The following is a 16,707-nucleotide window of genomic DNA, read 5'->3' as shown; positions in this document are numbered from 1 at the left end:
CTCCACGACTGGTCCTGCCGTAGCGCCTCGGCCTGCTCACCCAGACCAACTCCCCCTGCTGACACCACCGGTGAAGGGTGGAGGTCGACCGGGCCGTTCCTCCCGATGGGCGGGAACGGCCCGTGGCACTGATCCGGGAAGGGCACTGAGGAAAACCCGACGCCGAGACCTCGGGTTGGCCGGATGGCCGGCCCGACACGCCCGTTCCTAGGCTCGACGCATGTCGATGACCCGCCGCAGGACCACCTGCCGGACCGTAACCATCGTCGCTGCCGCGTCCCTCCTCGCACTCATCCCGGCAGGCCCCGGAGCCGCGGCCACCGCCCGCCCTTCCCAACTCCAGCGGGACACCGACGCGCTTCATGACGACGGCGTCACGGGCGTGTCGGTGACCCTGGAAACGCCCGAGGGAGTGCGAACAGCCCGCAGCGGGGTCGGTGACCTCGGCACCGGTCGGCCGGTGCCCCGGAACGGCTATGTACGGATCGGCAGCACCACGAAGTCGTTTGTGGCGACCGTGCTGCTCCAACTCGTCGGCGAGGGGCGGCTGTCGCTGGACGACACGGTGGACAGGTGGCTGCCGGGCGTCGTAAACGGCCACGGCAACGACGGGCGTCGGATCACTCTGCGTCAGCTGCTTCAGCACACCAGCGGGCTGCCGGACTACATCGGTGACGTCGTCCCGGGCCCCAGCGCCGCCGGATATCGCCGGCATCGCTGGACCACCCATACCTCCGGGGAACGCGTGGCCCTCGCCATGCGGCACCCGCCGTCCTTCGAACCCGGCACCGGCTGGAAGTACTCCAACACCAATTACCTCCTCGTGGGCATGGTGATCGAAGCGGTCACCGGCCATGCCTGGGAACAGGAGGTTCAGGACAGAATCGTGCGTCCTTTGCGGCTCACACACACGCTCGCCCCCGGCAACTGGCCCCTCCTGCCCGGCCCCCACGCCCGCGACTACCAGCAGTTCGAGCCGGGTGGCGCCATGACCGACACCACCATCGCCTACTTGCCCTTCGACGGTGACGCCGACGGTTCGTTGATCAGCACGGCGGAGGACACCAACACGTTCTTCACAGCGCTGGTGGGAGGTGAGCTGCTGGCCCCCGCGCAGCTGGCCGAGATGCGACGCACGGTCGAAGTGCCGCCCGAGCACGGTGCCCCGCCCGGCACGCGCTATGGCCTCGGCCTCGAGTGGACCCCGCTGTCCTGCGGCGGTGGGTACTGGGGACACAGTGGCAATGGATTCGGCTATACGGCGTGGCCCGCCTCCGACGGACGAAACGCCATCACCGTTTCCCTGCACAGCCGGCCGGGCGACGAGGAATCCGAAGGGCGACAGCTCGGGCATGTCGCCGACCTCGTCGACCACGCTCTGTGTTCCTCGACGTAGCGCTGTCAGACCCCTCTGGAAGTATCAGGGGCGCTCCGGCACCGGGCGATGGGCCATCAGGCCGGTGCCGGTGGGCCGCACCACCACGTCCAGAGGGGGACGACGAATGTCGACCGACATGTACGGCGTACGGGTCCTTGCCGTGGATCCGGATGAGCTCCGCGCCAGGTTGCAGGTGTTCGTCGTCTACTACGACGTCGGCTCGCGCACCCACATCCCGCTCCCGGACGAGGAGCCCAACACCTTCCTGCACTTCCTCTGGGAGGCGGCGTCCGGCTACCTCGGCGACAGCGACGACCGCACGGGCCCACTCGGGCGCGCACTACGAATGGGCCGATACCAACGCCCGCCGGTTCATCTCCGCATGCATGACTTCTACTACGAGCGCGGCGGCACATACCCGATCTGGCCCGATCGGTCGTCACCCTGCGGCCGTTCGACACCACGACCGGCAGCGTCGAGTACGACCATGTCAACGGGATGGACTTCTGGGCTACAGCACCGGCGACGAACCGGAGGAGCGGAAGCAGTGGGCCTACGACGTCGACCGACGGGTGGAGGGCGAGGCTCCCTTCCAGCTCGGGCATCTGCGCTCACGCGACGGCGCACACCGCATCACCCCGAACCGCGCGAGCGAGGGCGGCTTCGACCTGCACGGCGACGAGCGCGAGCCCTACCGCCGCGTCTCCCACCCCGGTGAGTGGGACCCGATCCAGTGCACGGCCTGGTCCCCGGACAACCGCTGTCCCGATGGGCCCGGTCGACGACTGAGAAGGGCCCGCTCATGGGGCGCCGTTACGGCCCACATCGCCCGCCTTCCGACATGCGGCCCCCGCGCGAGTCGCGCTCCAGCGTCACGCGGGACGGCTCCGAACGCCACCCGGGCTCCGCGCCGAGCCGGCGGCTGTAGCGCAGGCCGGGCCGTCCGCCGACGGTGGCGTCCGCCACGACGGTGAATCCGTTGCGGCCGAGCACGGTCCTGGAGGCCACATTGTCGAGGGTGGTGTAGGCGGTGAGGGTGGAGAGCCGGTACGCCGTGGCGGCCAGGCGGCACACCTCTTCCACCGCGGCGGTCGCCATCCCGCGGCCCGCGGCGCGCTCGCCGATCCGGTAGCCGAGTTCGGCGTCACCTTCCTCGACGTCCACGAGGTTGACGCGGCCGACCAACTCCCCCTGGTCGTCCACGACGACATGGAAGTGGCACACACCGGCGTCCTGCTCGTCGAGCCGGGCACGGAGCAGGGATGCGAACTCCTCGAAGTAGGCGTCTCCCCGGTCCGAGATCGACCGGGCGAAGTACTCCCGGTTCTCGCGCTCGAAGGCAAGCAGGGCGGGCGCGTGGTCTGCGCGGAGCCGTTCCAACCTCAACATGCCCAAAGTATACGTAACGAAGGCCGCGCCCGTCCGCGGTCCGGGCCCGCCAGGCATTCGGTGTGGAATTCTCCCCGGTCCGCCCTATCCCCGAAAGGTAATCCGCGATCTGCTTGTGCATCATGCCTATCCCTCAAGTATCCGGCCCGAGTAGCCTGTTCTTCCGCCGATACTGTCGTGCTTGGGAGGCTGAGAGCCAGTGATCGTACTCGGTTACAACGGATTCAGCAGAGGTGCGGAGCTTTTCGGGCGTCTCTACGGGGCGACTGGTGTCGGCCGTAATCTCTTGGTGGGTCATGACGCCGCGGCGGCTCTGGTGATCGACGGCGAGGTGGTGGCGGCGGTCGAGGAGGAGCGGCTGAGCCGGGTCAAGAAGACCTCTGATTTCCCGGCGCAGGCAATCACCTGGTGTCTGAACTCCGCCGGTGTCGACCTCGATCAGGTGGACGTTTTCGCTTTCCCCTGGCGGTTTTCGTCGACCGTGGCCGAGGAGATGATTTCGGGGATATGCGACTCCGACATGCCGGTCGCGGCCAAGTTCGACGCCCTGCGCAGCACGGGTGAGCTCTACACCGGCATGCTCAGCCCCGACGCGGTGTACCACGACTTCGTCGAGCGCACCGGCTACGAGCTGGATCCCAACAAGCTCGCCCTGGTGCCCCATCATCTGGCCCATCTCATGTGCGGCGCCTACCTGGCCGGCGGGGGTGACGCCGCCTTCCTGGTGAGCGACGGCCGGGCGGAGACGCTGTCCTCCGTCATGGGTGAGCTGCGGAACGGTGTGGTCCGACAGTTCGACGAGAGCGCGGTTCCCATGACCAGCTCGCTCGGGGTGGCGTTCGGGCGGATCACCCGCTATCTGGGGTTCGTGCCGAACAACGACGAGTACAAGGTGATGGGCCTGGCCGCGTACGGCCCGTCGCCGCAGCACAATCCGCTGCTCGAGCGCGTCGTACGGCTGCATGAGAACGGCTCGTACACCATCTCCGTCCCCCGGGACATATCGGCCTACTACGCACTGTTCGACGAGCTGTTCGGCGGCGACAGCGAGAAGCGCGAGCAGTTCGACTTCCGCGTCAAGGTCGCCGGGCTGGCACAGCACATGGTCGAGGCCGTCACCGGGCATCAGGTGCGCGCTCTGACCGCGGCCTCCGGCCTGGACACCCTGCTCTTCGAGGGCGGGCTGGCGCTGAACTGCGTGGCCAACACCAAGATGCTGGAGAGGTCGCCGTTCACCGGCATGGAGGTCAGTTTCGGGGCCAGCGATCCCGGAGTCGCCATTGGCGCGGCCGTGTACGCCGCCGGTCTCAGGAATCGGCCCGCCGACGCGGTCACCACTCCCTATCTGGGGCCTTCGTACGACGAGCGGCAGATCCAGGACGCGCTGGCGGAGTACGCCGACCGCGTCGAGTGGCAGGAGGAGCCCGACGCCGCCTCGATCGCCGGCCGGACGGCGGAGCTGCTGGCCGGGAAGAACGTCGTGGGCTGGTTCCAGGGCCGGACCGAGTTCGGGCCGCGGGCCCTGGGCAACCGCAGCATCCTGGCCAACCCGGCCTTCCCCGACATCAAGGACATCATCAACCTCCGGGTCAAACATCGGGAGCCCTTCCGGCCGTTCGCGCCCGTCATCCTCGAGTCGGAGGCCCCGCGCGTCTTCTCGATGGGCAAGAAGACCTCTTCCCCGTATATGACCTTCGTCTTCCCGGTGCGGAAGGAGTACCAGGAGCGGATCCCCGGCGCCTGCCACGTGGACGGCACCGCGCGGGTCCAGACGGTGAACGAGCGGCAGAACCCCGCGCTCGCCCGGCTGTTGCGCGCCTTCACGGCACGGACGGATGTGCCCTGCCTGCTCAACACGTCCTTCAACGTGGCCGGTGAGCCCATCGTCTGCTCGCCGCGGGACGCGTTGGAGTGCTTCCTGGCCACCGAGATCGACCATCTGGTCATCGACCGGTTCGTGATCACCAAGAAGGGGAGCTGAGCCGCCGGCCCGCGGGGCGTATGCCCCCGCGGGCCGGCAGTCCTCAATCCTTGGGAAGCCGAATGGGCTCGTTCGGCCCGTCCTTCGTCTCGATGGTCAGAAACGAGAGAACGTCATCGCCGATGTTCTTCAGGTCATGCAGGTGATATCGCCCCGCGGGGCAGCGGAAATGCTGAGACCGTCCGCGGGCATAAGAGATCTCGTGTGTGGTGCCATCGCTCGAGTGCTGGCGGGCCTGGCCGTTTGTGAGAGCTATCCAGAAGTAGTCCAGCACATGCCGATGGACGGGAATTCGCTCTCCCGGCTGAAGGTGGGTCTCCCAGATACGCAGTGAATCGGTCTCTTTCACCAGCGTCTGGCCGATCCACCCATGATGGGCGTTGGTGTCGAATTCCTTGTGCAGCTGCGGACTCCACCGGTCATAACCCTCGGCGACGACAATGCTGGACAGAGGGATATCGGAGCGCGAACCTTTACCCACGAGCGGGATCCTTTCGCTGAACGATACGGCTCACAGAGCGGCGGAGAGCGCTTCGAGCAGGGCGGTGTTCGCGCGCCGGTCGCCGATGGTGATACGGCAGGTATCCGGGATCACCCGCCCGGTGTCGGCGACGACGATGCCCGCGCCCCGAAGCTGGTCCATCACCCGCTCGTGCTTGTGCAGTCGGACGAAGAGGAAGTTGGTCTCCGAGGGGAACACCCGGGCCACCGCGGGATGTTCGGTCAGCACCGAGGCCATCCGGTCACGCTCGGCACGGATGCGCTGGATGCCCGCGACCACCCGCCGCACATCGGTCAGCCGGTCCCGCACGGCGTGCTGGGAGGCGTTGGTGAACCCGAAGGGCACCTGCACCCGGCGCAGCGCGTCGATGATGCCGGGCTGGGCCAGGGCGATTCCGCAGCGCGCGCCGGCGAGTCCCCATGCCTTGGAGAGTGTTCTGAGCACGATGAGGTTGTCGTGCCGGGCGATCAGCCGGGCGTACGAGGGCTTCTCGCTGAACTCGACGTAGGCTTCGTCGATCACCACCAGCCCGCGGCCGCGAACCACCAGCTCATGGACCTGCTCCGGGTCGAGCCTGGTCCCGACGGGGTTGTTGGGGTCGCACAGGATGGTCACCCGTGGATCGGCCGCCAGGACGCGCTCGGTGTCGAGCCGGGACAGGTCGTCGCCGAGCAGCGGCACCTCGACGACGGGCAGGCGCAGGAGGTGGGCGAAGTGGCCGTAGAGCGGGAAGGTGGGTGGCGTGACGCAGACGCGCTCGCCGGGTGATGCCAGCGCCGCCAGGAGCAGCATCACGCCGTCCACCGAGCCACTGCTGAACAGCAGGTGGTCCGCGCTCAGCTCGTCCACGCCCTCATGGCCGGGCAATGTCGCGATCGTGGCCAGGTAGGTGTCGGCGAGTTCCGTCGTGTCGAGGTGGGGGTATTCGCCCGCGGCGCCCAGGAACGGGTTGGTGTTGCTGGACAGGTCGATCGTGTCGAACCGGGGCACCTGGCGGAAGCGGGCCGGGCCCGGGACCGGCACCCCCGTGACGGGGGGAGCCGCGTACTCCGACAGCGGGTGTTCCGCTCCCGCTTCCTCCGGGGACGCGAGGCCGGGAGCGCGCAGCCAGTGGTCGAGGGGCACGAACAGATCGGCTCCGAGGCGGCGCATGCGGGGGATGTCTCCCCGGCCGAGGTGTACCCACTCCAGACCGGAGCGCCGGGCGTGGAGGTACAGCCGGTACACGGACGCGGCGAAGAGGTCGTCCCGTGCGGCGGGGTCGTCGTGGTCGATGGCCTGTGTGAGGGAGTAGATCCCCCGGCCGTTGTGGGATGTGGCGATGAGCCCGGCCTGGACCACGGCGTTCTGCTCGCGGCGTACGAGCATCTCGGTGCGTTTCGCCAACGGGCCGTGGGCCAGGGCGTCGAGGGCTTCGGCGTTGTACAGGTTGTCGTGGCCGCCGTGGCGTTCGGCCTGACGTCGGTGGAGCGTGACGAAGGCGTCTCGCGCCCAGGGGCTCCGGTCGAGCCCGCTCAGCCGGATCCGCTCCCAGGTCACCTCGAGGGAGCCCGCGCGGTCGCGGCGGCGGAGGTCGTTGAGGCGTTCGGCGCCGATGCGGGTCCGCAGGACCTCGTCCACCTCCCCGGTCAGCCGGACCACACATTCGCTCTCGGTGGCGATCGGAACGAGCCCTGCCGCCCGCAGTGCGCTGGTGTCGTCGCTGCGGCGCACATGGGGCACCAGGATCTGGGGCACGCCCAGTGCCTCGGCGCGGCGGACCAGTTCATCGAGGGCGTGGCGGGTCGGGGCGGGGCTGGTCGGGTGGTACGGGGACCCGCCGCCCACCAGGGTGGGGCGTTCGAGCACCGCGGGGTCGAGGGCGGCGAACGCGCCCATGCCCTGGTTCAGCCGGGCCAAGGGGCATACCGGGTCCGGGGACCCGAGGGCGGCGGACAGCACCTGCTGGAGCGCGTCGACATCTGCGGACCTGCGCATGTTCGTTCTCCACTCCTCGTGGTCACTGGGGTGTCCCGGCTCCGTGCGCGTCCCGGTACGCGCCGACGCTGTCGCGGTACTCCTCGAACAGGTCGGCCACGGTGCGGGCGATACCGGCCCGCCAGCCGATGGTGCAGTCGCCGATCAGGCCACGGCGGACGTCGTGGTCGAAGATGGCCGTTTCCCTGCTGTAGTCGCCGCGGTCCAGCCGCACCGGCACTCCGGTGAGCGCGGACAGGTACTCCAGCAGATCGGTGATGCCGACCTCCTCGTCCCCGCCCCAGTTCACGACCCGCGCGGGCGCCCGTGCCACGTCCCACAGCAGCGGCACCTGGCGCACGACGTCGTCGGTGTGCAGCAGATTGCAGTAGTTCTGGCCCTCGCGGGGCACCGCGCAGGGCTGCCCCGCGCGCATCTGGTTGAACAGGATCATGGGCACGCCGCCGTGACCGTACGGGCCGTAGGCGATGTTGAGGCGGGCGATCACCGTCGGCAGCCCGAGTGTCTCGGCCAGACCGCGTGCCACCCCTTCAGCGGTGATCTTGGCGACGGGGTACGTCGGCAGCCATGGCGCGGCCCCGCCCAGCGGATCGCTCTCCCGGTAGCGATGTGTCCGATCGGCGCGGTTGTAGACCACCCCGGACGAGACGTACAGGAACGACTCGGCGGCGGAGCAGTGGGTCATCAGCCGTGCGGTGCCGACCGCGTTGACGCGCGCGGTGTCCTCGAAGTCCTTGCCGTCGCCCCGGTGCACCGCGGAGTGCAGCACATGGGTGAAGTCGCGCGGCAGGCCCTCCAGGTCGTCGGTAGCCATGTCCCAGACGGCGGTGCGGGCGCCCGCTTCCTCCAGCGCCTTACGGGCGTGTGGGTCGCCGAACCGGCCCAGGCACCACACCTCGTTGTCGGCGGCGAGCGCTTCGGCGACGGGCCTCGCGACCTGCCCGGTCCCCCCGGTGATGAGAATCTTCCTGCCTTGCATGATCGGCGGCTCCTGGTGGTGTCAGCGGTTGCCTTCGCCGGTCCTCAGCCGAGCGCCCGGGCCAGTTCGTGCCGCAGGGTCGCCTGGAAGGTGTGCACATGCCGCGGGCTCATCAGGGTGTAGTGCTCACCGTCGACCTCGATATAGGTGTTGGGGTCGCGGGTGAACTCGTCCCAGTGGCTGAGCTGGTGGTCCAGCCACTCCTCCTTGGTGCCGCGCAGCGGAGTGCAGTAGAAGACCTTCACCCGCCCGACCGAACCCGACGGCTCGTAGGTACGGCCCAGGTGCACCATGCTCTGCGCGAGGTGCACCCAGTCGGCGAACCGCTCGAGGGTGAGGTCGAGTTCGGTCAGCCGCCGCTTCGGGGCGTGGTCGATCAGATGGGCCAGCTGATCGGCCTCGGGCAGTGGCCGGAGGGTGGCGGTCAGCCGCTCGATGTCGGTGGGGTCGATGAGTTCGAGGAACAGCGCCAGGTTGATCGCGCCGTCGCTGAAGGTGATCTCGTTCATGCGGTCGGAGATCCGCGGTGGCAGATTGAAGACGCCCACGAAGTCGACCTTGTCGCCGTCGGCTTCCAGCCGCTTGGCGATCTCGAATGCCACCGCCCCGCCGTAGGAGTACCCCGCGACGGCGTAGGGGCCGCTGGGCTGCGCCCGCCGGATGGCCTCGACATAGGTGGACACCATCTCGTCGAACGATCCGAAGTGGGTCTCCCCCTGCCCGAACCCACGGGCCCGCAGCGCGTAGAACGGCCGCTCGCCGGTGAAGTACTTGGCGAGATTGACGAACACCAGCACCTCCCCCAGACCGGGGTGGACGCAGAAGAGCGGCGTCCCGTCACCGGTGACCTGAAGCGGCACCAGCGGATCGTAGGTGGCGTCCCCGCCGGTGCCCTGCCCTGCGGTCAGGCGGCCGCCCAGGGCTCGTACGGTCGGGGCCTGAAGGAGCGTGGACATCGGCACGTCCTCGATGCCGAACGCGGCCTGGATCTCCAGCTTGAGCCGCAGCACGTCGAGCGAGGTACCGCCCAGGTCGAAGAAGCCGGCAGTGGCCGACACCGCCCTGGTGTCCAGGACGCGGGCGTAGATCTCGGCCAGTGCGGTCTCCACCTCGCCCTCCGGCGCCACATGGCCGCCGAGGAACCGGGTGCTGATCTCGTCCGACCGGCGGGCGGCCGCGTCCATGCCTCCGCTCTCGGCGGCCGCGCGCAGCCGCGACCGCTGGATCTTGCCGAGGTTGCCACGGGGGATCTCGTCCTCGGCGACGGGGAGGATCAGCTGAGGGCGGAAGCCCCAGTGCATCACCGTGGAGCTGCGGATCGCCACGATGGCCCGGTACACCGCGATCTCGTCGGCGGGGTCGCCCGCCGGGACGAACGCGATGGCGAGCTGTTCGGTGTCGGCGCCCTCGGGCCGTATCAAGAACGCGGCGACATGGCCGCGCCTCACCCCGTCCAGCTCGTCCAGGACCGCCTCCAGGTCGTGGCTGTGGTAGTTGACACCGCTGACGATGATGGAGTCCTTGGTGCGGCCGACCAGCGTCAACCGGCCGTCGGAGCCGAGGTGACCCAGGTCTCCGGTGCGGAACCAGCCGTCGGCGGTGAACGCCCGCGCGGTGGCCCGCTCATCGCCGAAGTAGCCGTCCGTGACCATCGGGCCGTGCAGCTGCACCTCTCCCGGCTCGGCCGCCACGGGCCGGTCGGTGGAGGCCAGTACCGTGCCGTCCTCGTCGGTGACGCGAATCCGCAGGCCACCCACCGGGCAGCCCAGCGGGGGGAACTCCGTACCCAGGTCGCGGGTGGCGAAGTCGCGGTTGAACACGCTGCCCGCGCAGGTCTCGGTCATCCCGAACGCGGGCACGATCACGTCCCCGCGCAACCCGTAGGGCGCGAGCGCGTCCAGGAAGGCCCGTACGGTGGCGGTCACGGTGGCCTCACCGCCGGAGATGATGTGCCGCACCCGTGACAGGTCCACCTCCTGCCGCGATACGGGCCGCCCGGTGAGTGCCTGGTTGATCTGCCCGAAGAGGAAGTTGGGGGTGAACGTCACTCTCACCCGATGGGCCGTGAGCAGCCTGAGGAACTCCACGGGGTCGGCCAGCACGGTGGCCGGTGTCGTCATGACCTGGGCGGCGCCGTTGAACATCGGCAGCAGATGCGCCTCTATCGCGGCGATGTGATCGACCGAGATCCAGTTCAACGAGGTGTCGTCGGGCCCGAGTTCCAGTGCCCCCGCCTTACCGGCCTGCGCCGCCAGCAGATTGGCGTGGGTGAGCCTGACCGCCTTGCTCGATCCGGTGGATCCGGAGGTGAGCATCAGCAGGGCGAGATCGTCCGGCGCGGGCACATGGAGCTGATCGGGCTCGGCCGCGGCATGGCTCAGCTCCTCGACCGTCACGGACCGCAGCCCGACCTCGGGCAGATCTCCATGAGCCGTCTTGGACACGATCACCAACGGGTCGCCCAGGAGCGTGCGCAGATGCTCCAGCTGGGCACGCCAGCGGGAGGGGTCGGCCGGCGGTGCGACCGGGCACGGCACGGCACCGGTGAGCACGCATCCCCAGAAGGCGCGGAAGAAGATCTCCGGATCACTGGCCGCGATGAGCACTCGGTCGCCCGGGGCGGTGCCGCGCTCCCGCAGCCCTTGCGCGATGCGGCAGGCGCACTCCCGCAACTCGGCGTAGGAGAGGAACGGGCCGCCGATGAACGCGATGCCTTGAGTCGTGTCGCGGGCAGCGCGCTCGAGCAGCCGCGGGAGTGTCGAAGCATGACGTTGATCCGGCATGGGGGAAGTCCTCCGATCAGAAGGGACGGAAAACCATGGCGAGCAGGGCTGGGGGGCGCGACGCCGCGCTCGGGTGAGGGCACCAGGGCCGGACGCTGACATCGCCATCGGCGGTGGTGCGGAATCGATGGGGGCGCGGCTGAACGCGGCTGGGGCGGGCGGAGTTCGGCGCCCGCGGTACGTGTGAAACGAGGTGACGCGACGGTGTCGGTGCCGGGGCGTCCCGGGCCGGTGGCCCGGTCGGACCGGCCGTCAGATCAGGTGGATCCGACCTCGTTGAATCGCACGATGTCCTCGATCGTCTTCCGCAGTGTCAGCTCATCCGGGTCGGAGACGATGGCCTGTCCCACGCGGCCGTACGGTCCGACCGGCGCATCGGGCGACGAGTCGTAGACGATCTCATCGAAACGGAAGTTCCGCTCGAAGTCGCTCTGGGTCAAAACGCACCCGTCGGGGCGACGCAGCAGAATATATCCGTGGAAGCGTTCCGGCGTGCGCTGGTCGCCCAGCGCCCGAGTCGCCCCCTCCCCCAGCGCCAGACTGATTTCGACGTCAAAGAGATCGACACCGTATGTCAGCTGATTGACCTGAGGGGACAGCGCCCCGGGGAGGCGGATGGCGCACTCGCCGAAGGTCAGCCCTTCTTCTGTCGTGAACGCTTCCATATGGAATACGCAATCAGGCGCGTTCAGACTGGTGAGCGCCTGCCCGGCGAGCGTCTCCATCTCATCGCACAGGACGGAATGCCGGCTGCGATCCAGGACATACGCCGACAGGACGCCGCCCTGTACGGCGCTGAGCGGTGAGGTGTGGTAACCGCTCATGGACGACCATTGAAGGTCTCCCTTTTCCCAGACGCCGTCGAGATAGACCTCCGGGGCGTCCACGAAGGACTCGGCGACGATCTCCACATCCGACTGGCCGGTGAAGGGAGTGAGGGCCTGTGCGTACTCCTCCGGGGAACGGACGACGTTCGTACGGAGAGCACCGGCCCCGGTCGCCGGCTTGACCACGAAGACCTCTCCCAGGTCGTCGGCGAGCTCCGTGAACGACGTGCCCACGGGCACATGGCGGCAGCGCGCTCGCCTGACCCGGGGCGGCAGCATGCTCTTCTGGAGGTACTTGTCCCGGAAGTGGAGAGCCGTCCTGGAATCGGCGTTCCCGGGCAGGTTCAGCTGCTGCCGTAAGTACGTTGCCCCGAATACGCCCATCTCATGGACGCTCAGCACCCCGGCCACCTCGTCAATGTCCGCGGACAGCACTGCTCGAAAGATTTCCTGGGCGTTCTCCATGTCGGCGACCCAGGTGAATCTCCGGCTCTTCGGCGGGCTCGCCGGCGCCTGGACAATATAGTGAGGATCAATACCGCGGCGGTGCAGTGCCTGATCGAGATCGCCTCTGTACCCGATAACAATCATCGTCGGCATTCTCGCCTCCCCGTTACGGCTAGCCAAAACTTGAAGAAGTCATTTGCCGTACTGCCACCCGATGCGGATTCGGGTGGACCGGTGGATCGGTGATGTCTCGCGATGAACTACTTCGAGGCCAGCACCGAGGCATCGTTTCACAGGGATACGAAAATGTGATCCATTGAGGATGCGCTTGTGACGCAAGTCACAAGCCAAGCAATGAGCACGAATGGAATTGCTCATTCCATTCGTGCTCATGGAATGTATTCGCCATTCCGGTCATGCCTCGTATAGCACTACATGGAGAAATGGCGCGGGTGCCCCGCTCAGACCGCGGTGAAACCGCCGTCCGCCGCGACCACCGCGCCCGTGATGAAGCCGGCGCGCGGCGAGGCGAGGAAGCAGAGTACTTCGGCGATCTCCTCGGGCTGGGCCACCCGGCCCAGCGGCTGGGCGTCGGCGAAGGACGCCAGGTACGCACGGCTGTCGGGGCGGAACGTATCGAGGAATTCCGTCTCGATGACACCCGCGGCCACGATGTTCGCCCGGATGCCCAGCGGCCCGCCTTCCACGGCGAGGACCTTCGTCAACTGGGCCAGGGCGCCCTTGGAGGCGCTGTACGCGGCGCCCTCCGGCAGTGCGACGGTGCACGTGTAGGAGCCCGTGCTCACGATGGCTCCACCGCCGCCTTCCTTCATGACGCGGAATGCCTCTCGGGCGAAGAGGAAGGAGCCCCGGGCATTGACCGCCAGCACGGTGTCCCAGTCCTCCGCGGTCGTCTCCGTGATCGGCTTGTTGAGGGTGCGCCCGGCGTTGTTGACCAGGATGTCCAGGCCGCCGAAGGCTTCGACCGCCTCCCGGACCGCGCGGTGGGCGGTGGCCTCATCCGTGATGTCGCCGACCAGGGGGCGTACGCCCGGGAAGTCCCCGGGCAGTTCCTGCACCTCGTGGCGCCGGTCGACGGCAACGATCCGTGCGCCGCGGCGGTGCAGCAGCCGGACGGTCTCCTTGCCGACGCCGCGCGCCGCCCCGGTGACCAGGGCGATCTTGCCCGTGAACTCCTCACGATCGGCGGAATGAGTGGTTGTCGTCATGGTGCCGTCCTTCTTCGGTGCCACTACGGAAAGCGGCGGGGGTCGTCCCGCGCCACCGAGTCTGGGTAGTGCCCCGTGGCCCGGCCAGGGTGCCCGCTGGCTGGGTGCGACACACCCAGGCAGCCGGTCGCGGCGTTTCGTAGCCTGGCCGCATGGGTGACAACAACCTGGGAGAATTCCTGCGGAGCCGCAGGTCAGGACTTCGGCCCGACGAGGTCGGGATGGCGAGCCACGGCACCCGCCGGGTCCCCGGGCTGCGCCGTGAGGAGGTGGCGGTGCTGGCCGGTGTCAACGCCGACTACTACACCCGCCTCGAGCAGGGCCGGGAACGCCACCCCTCCGCGCAGGTGCTCGACGCGCTCAGCCGCGCGCTGCGCCTCGACGGCGACGCCCGGGACCATCTCTTCCGGCTCGGCGGCACGGTGCCCGACGACCCCGCCTTCCCCGTGTCCGACCAGGTCAGCCCCGGGTTGCGACAGCTGATGGACGGCTATCCGCACACCCCCGCCTTCGTGCTCAACCGCACCCTGGACATCCTCGCCACCAACGCGCTGGCCGATGCCCTCTACTCACCGTTCCACCCGGCGGACAACCTGGCCCGCATGGCATTCGCGGACCCCGCGGGCCGCGCCTTCTACCAGGACTGGGACCGAGCGGCCCAGGCCACCGTCGCGCATCTCCGCCAAGCGGCCGGGTACGAGCCGGACAGTCCACGTCTGCGCGGGCTCGTGGCCACCCTCACCGAACACGGCGCGGACTTCGCCCGCCTGTGGAACAGCCACAGCGTGCGCGGCAAGGCCCAGGAGGGCAAGCGATTCCTCCACCCCGACGTCGGCCCCCTCACCCTGAGCTACCAGGCGTTCGACGTGCGGGAGGCCCCGGGCCAGCAACTCGTCATCTACCACGCGGAGCCCGGCAGCGGCAGCGCGGAGGCGCTCCATCTGCTCGGCTCGATCCACGCGACCCGCACCCGGCCCTCCCCGCGCGGCGCTGACCGCACCTGAGGACATGGCTGGGGCGCGACGCCTGACAGGGGTGAGGGGCCGGTCTCCGGCCCCTCACCGTCGGTCGGCCCGCGAGCTCAGCCGCGCGCGAGCAGTTCGAGCGTGTCGATGACGCGGTTCGAGAAGCCCCACTCGTTGTCGTACCAGGCCACCACCTTGATGTGCTTGCCGTCCACACGGGTGAGGGCGGCGTCGAAGATGGACGACGCCGGCCGGCGGGTGATGTCGCTGGAGACGAGCGGCTCGTCGGAGTAGTCGAGGATGCCCTTGAGCCCGCCGTCGGCGGCGGCGCGGTAGGCGGCGAGTACCTCGTCGCGGCTGACCTCCCGGGAGACCGCGGTGTTCAGCTCCACGATCGAGCCCACCGGCACCGGTACGCGGATCGAGTCGCCCGACAGCTTGCCGTCGAGGTTCGGCAGCACCAGGCCGATGGCCTTGGCGGCCCCGGTGGTGGTGGGCACGATGTTCACCCCGGCGGCGCGGGCGCGGCGCAGGTCGCGGTGGGGGCCGTCCTGGAGGTTCTGCTCCTGGGTGTAGGCGTGCACCGTGGTCATGAAGCCGTGCTCGATACCGGCCAGGTCGTCCAGTACGGCTGCCAGCGGGGCCAGCGCGTTGGTGGTGCACGAGGCGTTGGAGACGATCACATGCTCGGCGGGGTCGTAGGCGTCGGTGTTCACGCCGTAGGCCAGCGTCACATCGGCGCCGGCGGACGGGGCGCTCACCAGCACCCGCCGGGCACCGGCACGGATGTGCGCGCGGGCGGCGTCCGCCGCGGTGAAGCGGCCGGTGGACTCCAGCACGATGTCGACGCCGAGCTCGGCCCACGGCAGGTCGGCGGGCTCGCGCTCGGCGAGCACCTTGACGCGGCGGCCGTCGACGATCAGGTCCGTTCCGTCGACCTCGACGGAACGGCCGAGGGGGCCGAGCGCGCTGTCGTACTTGAGCAGATGGGCGAGGGATTCGGGGGCGGTGAGGTCGTTGACGGCAACCACCTCGAGGTCGCTGTCGCGCTCGAGCAGGGCGCGGAGGGTATTGCGTCCGATGCGGCCGAATCCATTGATGGCGATGCGCGTCATGGAGGTTCCTTTCGTTTCCGCCCCCATCGTTCGGCATCCGGATCCCCGGCCGACAGCGGCATGAACGCCACCACACGCAAGGATCTCGCCACGGCCATCGCCCCCTTCGCACCAACGGCGCTCGAGAGGGATCTCAGGCCGAGAAGGTGTGGCGGTACTCCGTCGGGGAGGTGCCGAGAATGCGGTGGAAGTGCAGCCGCAGATTCGCGCCGGTGCCGAGCCCGACCCGGTCGGCGATCTGCTCCACGCTCAGATCGCTGCGTTCGAGCAGCTCGCGCGCCAGGTCCACCCGCGCCCGGAGCACCCACTGCATCGGTGTGTAGCCGGTGTCCTCCACGAACCGCCGGGAGAAGGTGCGCGCGGACACCCGCGCGTTGCGGGCGAGCGCTTCGAGGGTCAGCGGCTCGGCGAGGTGGGCCAGGGCCCACTCCCGCGTGCTCGCGAACAGGTCGCCGAGGGGCTCGGGCACACTCCGGGGCACGTACTGCGCCTGTCCCCCGCTGCGATACGGCGCCGCCACCAGCCGTCTCGCCACATGGTTGGAGAGCCCGACGCCGTGGTCGCGCCGCACCAGGTGGAGACAGAGGTCGATACCGGATGCCGCGCCCGCCGAGGTGAGCACGTCGCCCTCGTCCACGAACAGCACGTTCTCATCCACCCGCACCAGCGGATGGCGCTCGGCGAGAGCCTTCGTGTAGTGCCAGTGGGTCGTCGCCCGCTTGCCGTCGAGCAGCCCCGTGGCCGCCAGCGCGAACGCCCCGGTGGAGATGGCCGCGAGCCGGGTGCCACGCTCGTGGGCGGCCATGAGCGCGCCGACGACGGCCGCCGGTGGTTCCGTGGTCGCCGGCTCCCGGTAGCCGGGGATGAAGATGGTGTCCGCGTGCTCGAGCGCCTCGAGCCCCTCGGCCACGTGGTACGAGAGTCCTTCGCCACCGGTGACCGGTCCGGGCGCGGCGCCGCACACCCGCAGCTCGTAGGGCATGCTCGGCCGGTTGGAGAACACCTGCGCGGGGATGCCGACGTCGAGCGGCTTCGCACCGTCGAGCACGAGCACGACGACATGGTGGTTCTTCCGGCTCATCGGGCTCCTTCGGCTTCCCGCGATCGAACGGGGCCCACGCGCACCCGTGACCTC

At 69.2% G+C, this 16,707-nt stretch carries 12 protein-coding genes; 3 read left to right on the top strand and 9 right to left on the bottom strand.

Annotation, left to right across the window (positions count from 1 at the left end):
• The first annotated feature begins 220 nt into the window (after positions 1 to 220).
• Entirely contained in the window at positions 221 to 1,396 is a 1,176-nt protein-coding gene (locus ABD329_RS03405) for a serine hydrolase domain-containing protein (RefSeq protein ID WP_344315924.1), read from the top strand.
• A 795-nt stretch (positions 1,397 to 2,191) separates the two neighbouring features.
• Here ABD329_RS03405 and ABD329_RS03400 read toward each other — a convergent pair.
• Positions 2,192 to 2,767, bottom strand: coding sequence for a GNAT family N-acetyltransferase (locus ABD329_RS03400; RefSeq protein ID WP_198275808.1), 576 nt, complete (start codon positions 2,765 to 2,767; stop codon positions 2,192 to 2,194).
• A gap of 199 nt (positions 2,768 to 2,966) precedes the next feature.
• On the opposite strand from ABD329_RS03400, the gene ABD329_RS03395 reads away from it, so the two are divergent.
• Positions 2,967 to 4,748: a carbamoyltransferase family protein gene (locus ABD329_RS03395; protein ID WP_198275809.1), complete on the top strand. Its 1,782-nt coding sequence runs from the start codon at positions 2,967 to 2,969 to the stop codon at positions 4,746 to 4,748.
• Between the two features lie 43 nt (positions 4,749 to 4,791).
• Here ABD329_RS03395 and ABD329_RS03390 read toward each other — a convergent pair whose 3' ends face one another.
• The 6 genes from ABD329_RS03390 to ABD329_RS03365 form a co-directional block, all read right to left on the bottom strand.
• Positions 4,792 to 5,229 (bottom strand): cupin domain-containing protein, encoded by a 438-nt coding sequence (locus ABD329_RS03390; protein ID WP_198275810.1) that lies wholly within the window; start codon positions 5,227 to 5,229, stop codon positions 4,792 to 4,794.
• A gap of 30 nt (positions 5,230 to 5,259) precedes the next feature.
• Positions 5,260 to 7,227, bottom strand: coding sequence for a pyridoxal phosphate-dependent aminotransferase (locus ABD329_RS03385; protein WP_198275811.1), 1,968 nt, complete (start codon positions 7,225 to 7,227; stop codon positions 5,260 to 5,262).
• Between the two features lie 22 nt (positions 7,228 to 7,249).
• Positions 7,250 to 8,206, bottom strand: a complete 957-nt coding sequence (locus ABD329_RS03380) for an NAD-dependent epimerase/dehydratase family protein (protein ID WP_198275812.1) — start codon at positions 8,204 to 8,206, stop codon at positions 7,250 to 7,252.
• Positions 8,207 to 8,250: 44 nt separating this feature from the next.
• Positions 8,251 to 10,989, bottom strand: coding sequence for a non-ribosomal peptide synthetase (locus tag ABD329_RS03375; protein WP_198275813.1), 2,739 nt, complete (start codon positions 10,987 to 10,989; stop codon positions 8,251 to 8,253).
• A gap of 257 nt (positions 10,990 to 11,246) precedes the next feature.
• The gene (locus ABD329_RS03370) at positions 11,247 to 12,416 is read right to left on the bottom strand and encodes an ATP-grasp domain-containing protein (protein ID WP_198275814.1); all 1,170 of its coding nucleotides are present in this window, start codon (positions 12,414 to 12,416) and stop codon (positions 11,247 to 11,249) included.
• A 308-nt stretch (positions 12,417 to 12,724) separates the two neighbouring features.
• The gene (locus ABD329_RS03365) at positions 12,725 to 13,492 is read right to left on the bottom strand and encodes an SDR family NAD(P)-dependent oxidoreductase (RefSeq protein WP_198275815.1); all 768 of its coding nucleotides are present in this window, start codon (positions 13,490 to 13,492) and stop codon (positions 12,725 to 12,727) included.
• Positions 13,493 to 13,644: 152 nt separating this feature from the next.
• Here ABD329_RS03365 and ABD329_RS03360 point away from each other — a divergent pair, with 152 nt between their 5' ends.
• Positions 13,645 to 14,496, top strand: a complete 852-nt coding sequence (locus ABD329_RS03360; RefSeq protein WP_198275816.1) for a helix-turn-helix transcriptional regulator — start codon at positions 13,645 to 13,647, stop codon at positions 14,494 to 14,496.
• A gap of 77 nt (positions 14,497 to 14,573) precedes the next feature.
• Here ABD329_RS03360 and gap read toward each other — a convergent pair whose 3' ends face one another.
• Positions 14,574 to 15,572, bottom strand: coding sequence for a type I glyceraldehyde-3-phosphate dehydrogenase (gene gap / locus ABD329_RS03355; RefSeq protein ID WP_198275817.1), 999 nt, complete (start codon positions 15,570 to 15,572; stop codon positions 14,574 to 14,576).
• A 133-nt stretch (positions 15,573 to 15,705) separates the two neighbouring features.
• A complete protein-coding gene (locus tag ABD329_RS03350) occupies positions 15,706 to 16,653 on the bottom strand; it encodes a GlxA family transcriptional regulator (RefSeq protein ID WP_198275818.1) in 948 nt (315 codons plus the stop codon).
• Positions 16,654 to 16,707: the final 54 nt, after the last annotated feature.

It is taken from the genome of Streptomyces javensis (genome assembly GCF_039525925.1).
Taxonomy (GTDB): Bacteria; Actinomycetota; Actinomycetes; order Streptomycetales; family Streptomycetaceae; genus Streptomyces; species Streptomyces asiaticus.
Note: the sequence above shows the minus strand (reverse complement) of the source record. Positions and strands in the feature narration are given on the sequence as shown.

Coding starts and splice junctions, on each gene's coding strand:
- ABD329_RS03365 (WP_198275815.1), bottom strand. CDS start 13,492: ATGACGACAACCACTCATTCCGCCGATCGTGAGGAGTTCACGGGCAAG.
- ABD329_RS03405 (WP_344315924.1), top strand. CDS start 221: ATGTCGATGACCCGCCGCAGGACCACCTGCCGGACCGTAACCATCGTC.
- ABD329_RS03375 (WP_198275813.1), bottom strand. CDS start 10,989: ATGCCGGATCAACGTCATGCTTCGACACTCCCGCGGCTGCTCGAGCGC.
- ABD329_RS03400 (WP_198275808.1), bottom strand. CDS start 2,767: ATGTTGAGGTTGGAACGGCTCCGCGCAGACCACGCGCCCGCCCTGCTT.
- ABD329_RS03370 (WP_198275814.1), bottom strand. CDS start 12,416: ATGCCGACGATGATTGTTATCGGGTACAGAGGCGATCTCGATCAGGCA.
- ABD329_RS03360 (WP_198275816.1), top strand. CDS start 13,645: ATGGGTGACAACAACCTGGGAGAATTCCTGCGGAGCCGCAGGTCAGGA.
- gap (WP_198275817.1), bottom strand. CDS start 15,572: ATGACGCGCATCGCCATCAATGGATTCGGCCGCATCGGACGCAATACC.
- ABD329_RS03350 (WP_198275818.1), bottom strand. CDS start 16,653: ATGAGCCGGAAGAACCACCATGTCGTCGTGCTCGTGCTCGACGGTGCG.
- ABD329_RS03385 (WP_198275811.1), bottom strand. CDS start 7,227: ATGCGCAGGTCCGCAGATGTCGACGCGCTCCAGCAGGTGCTGTCCGCC.
- ABD329_RS03380 (WP_198275812.1), bottom strand. CDS start 8,206: ATGCAAGGCAGGAAGATTCTCATCACCGGGGGGACCGGGCAGGTCGCG.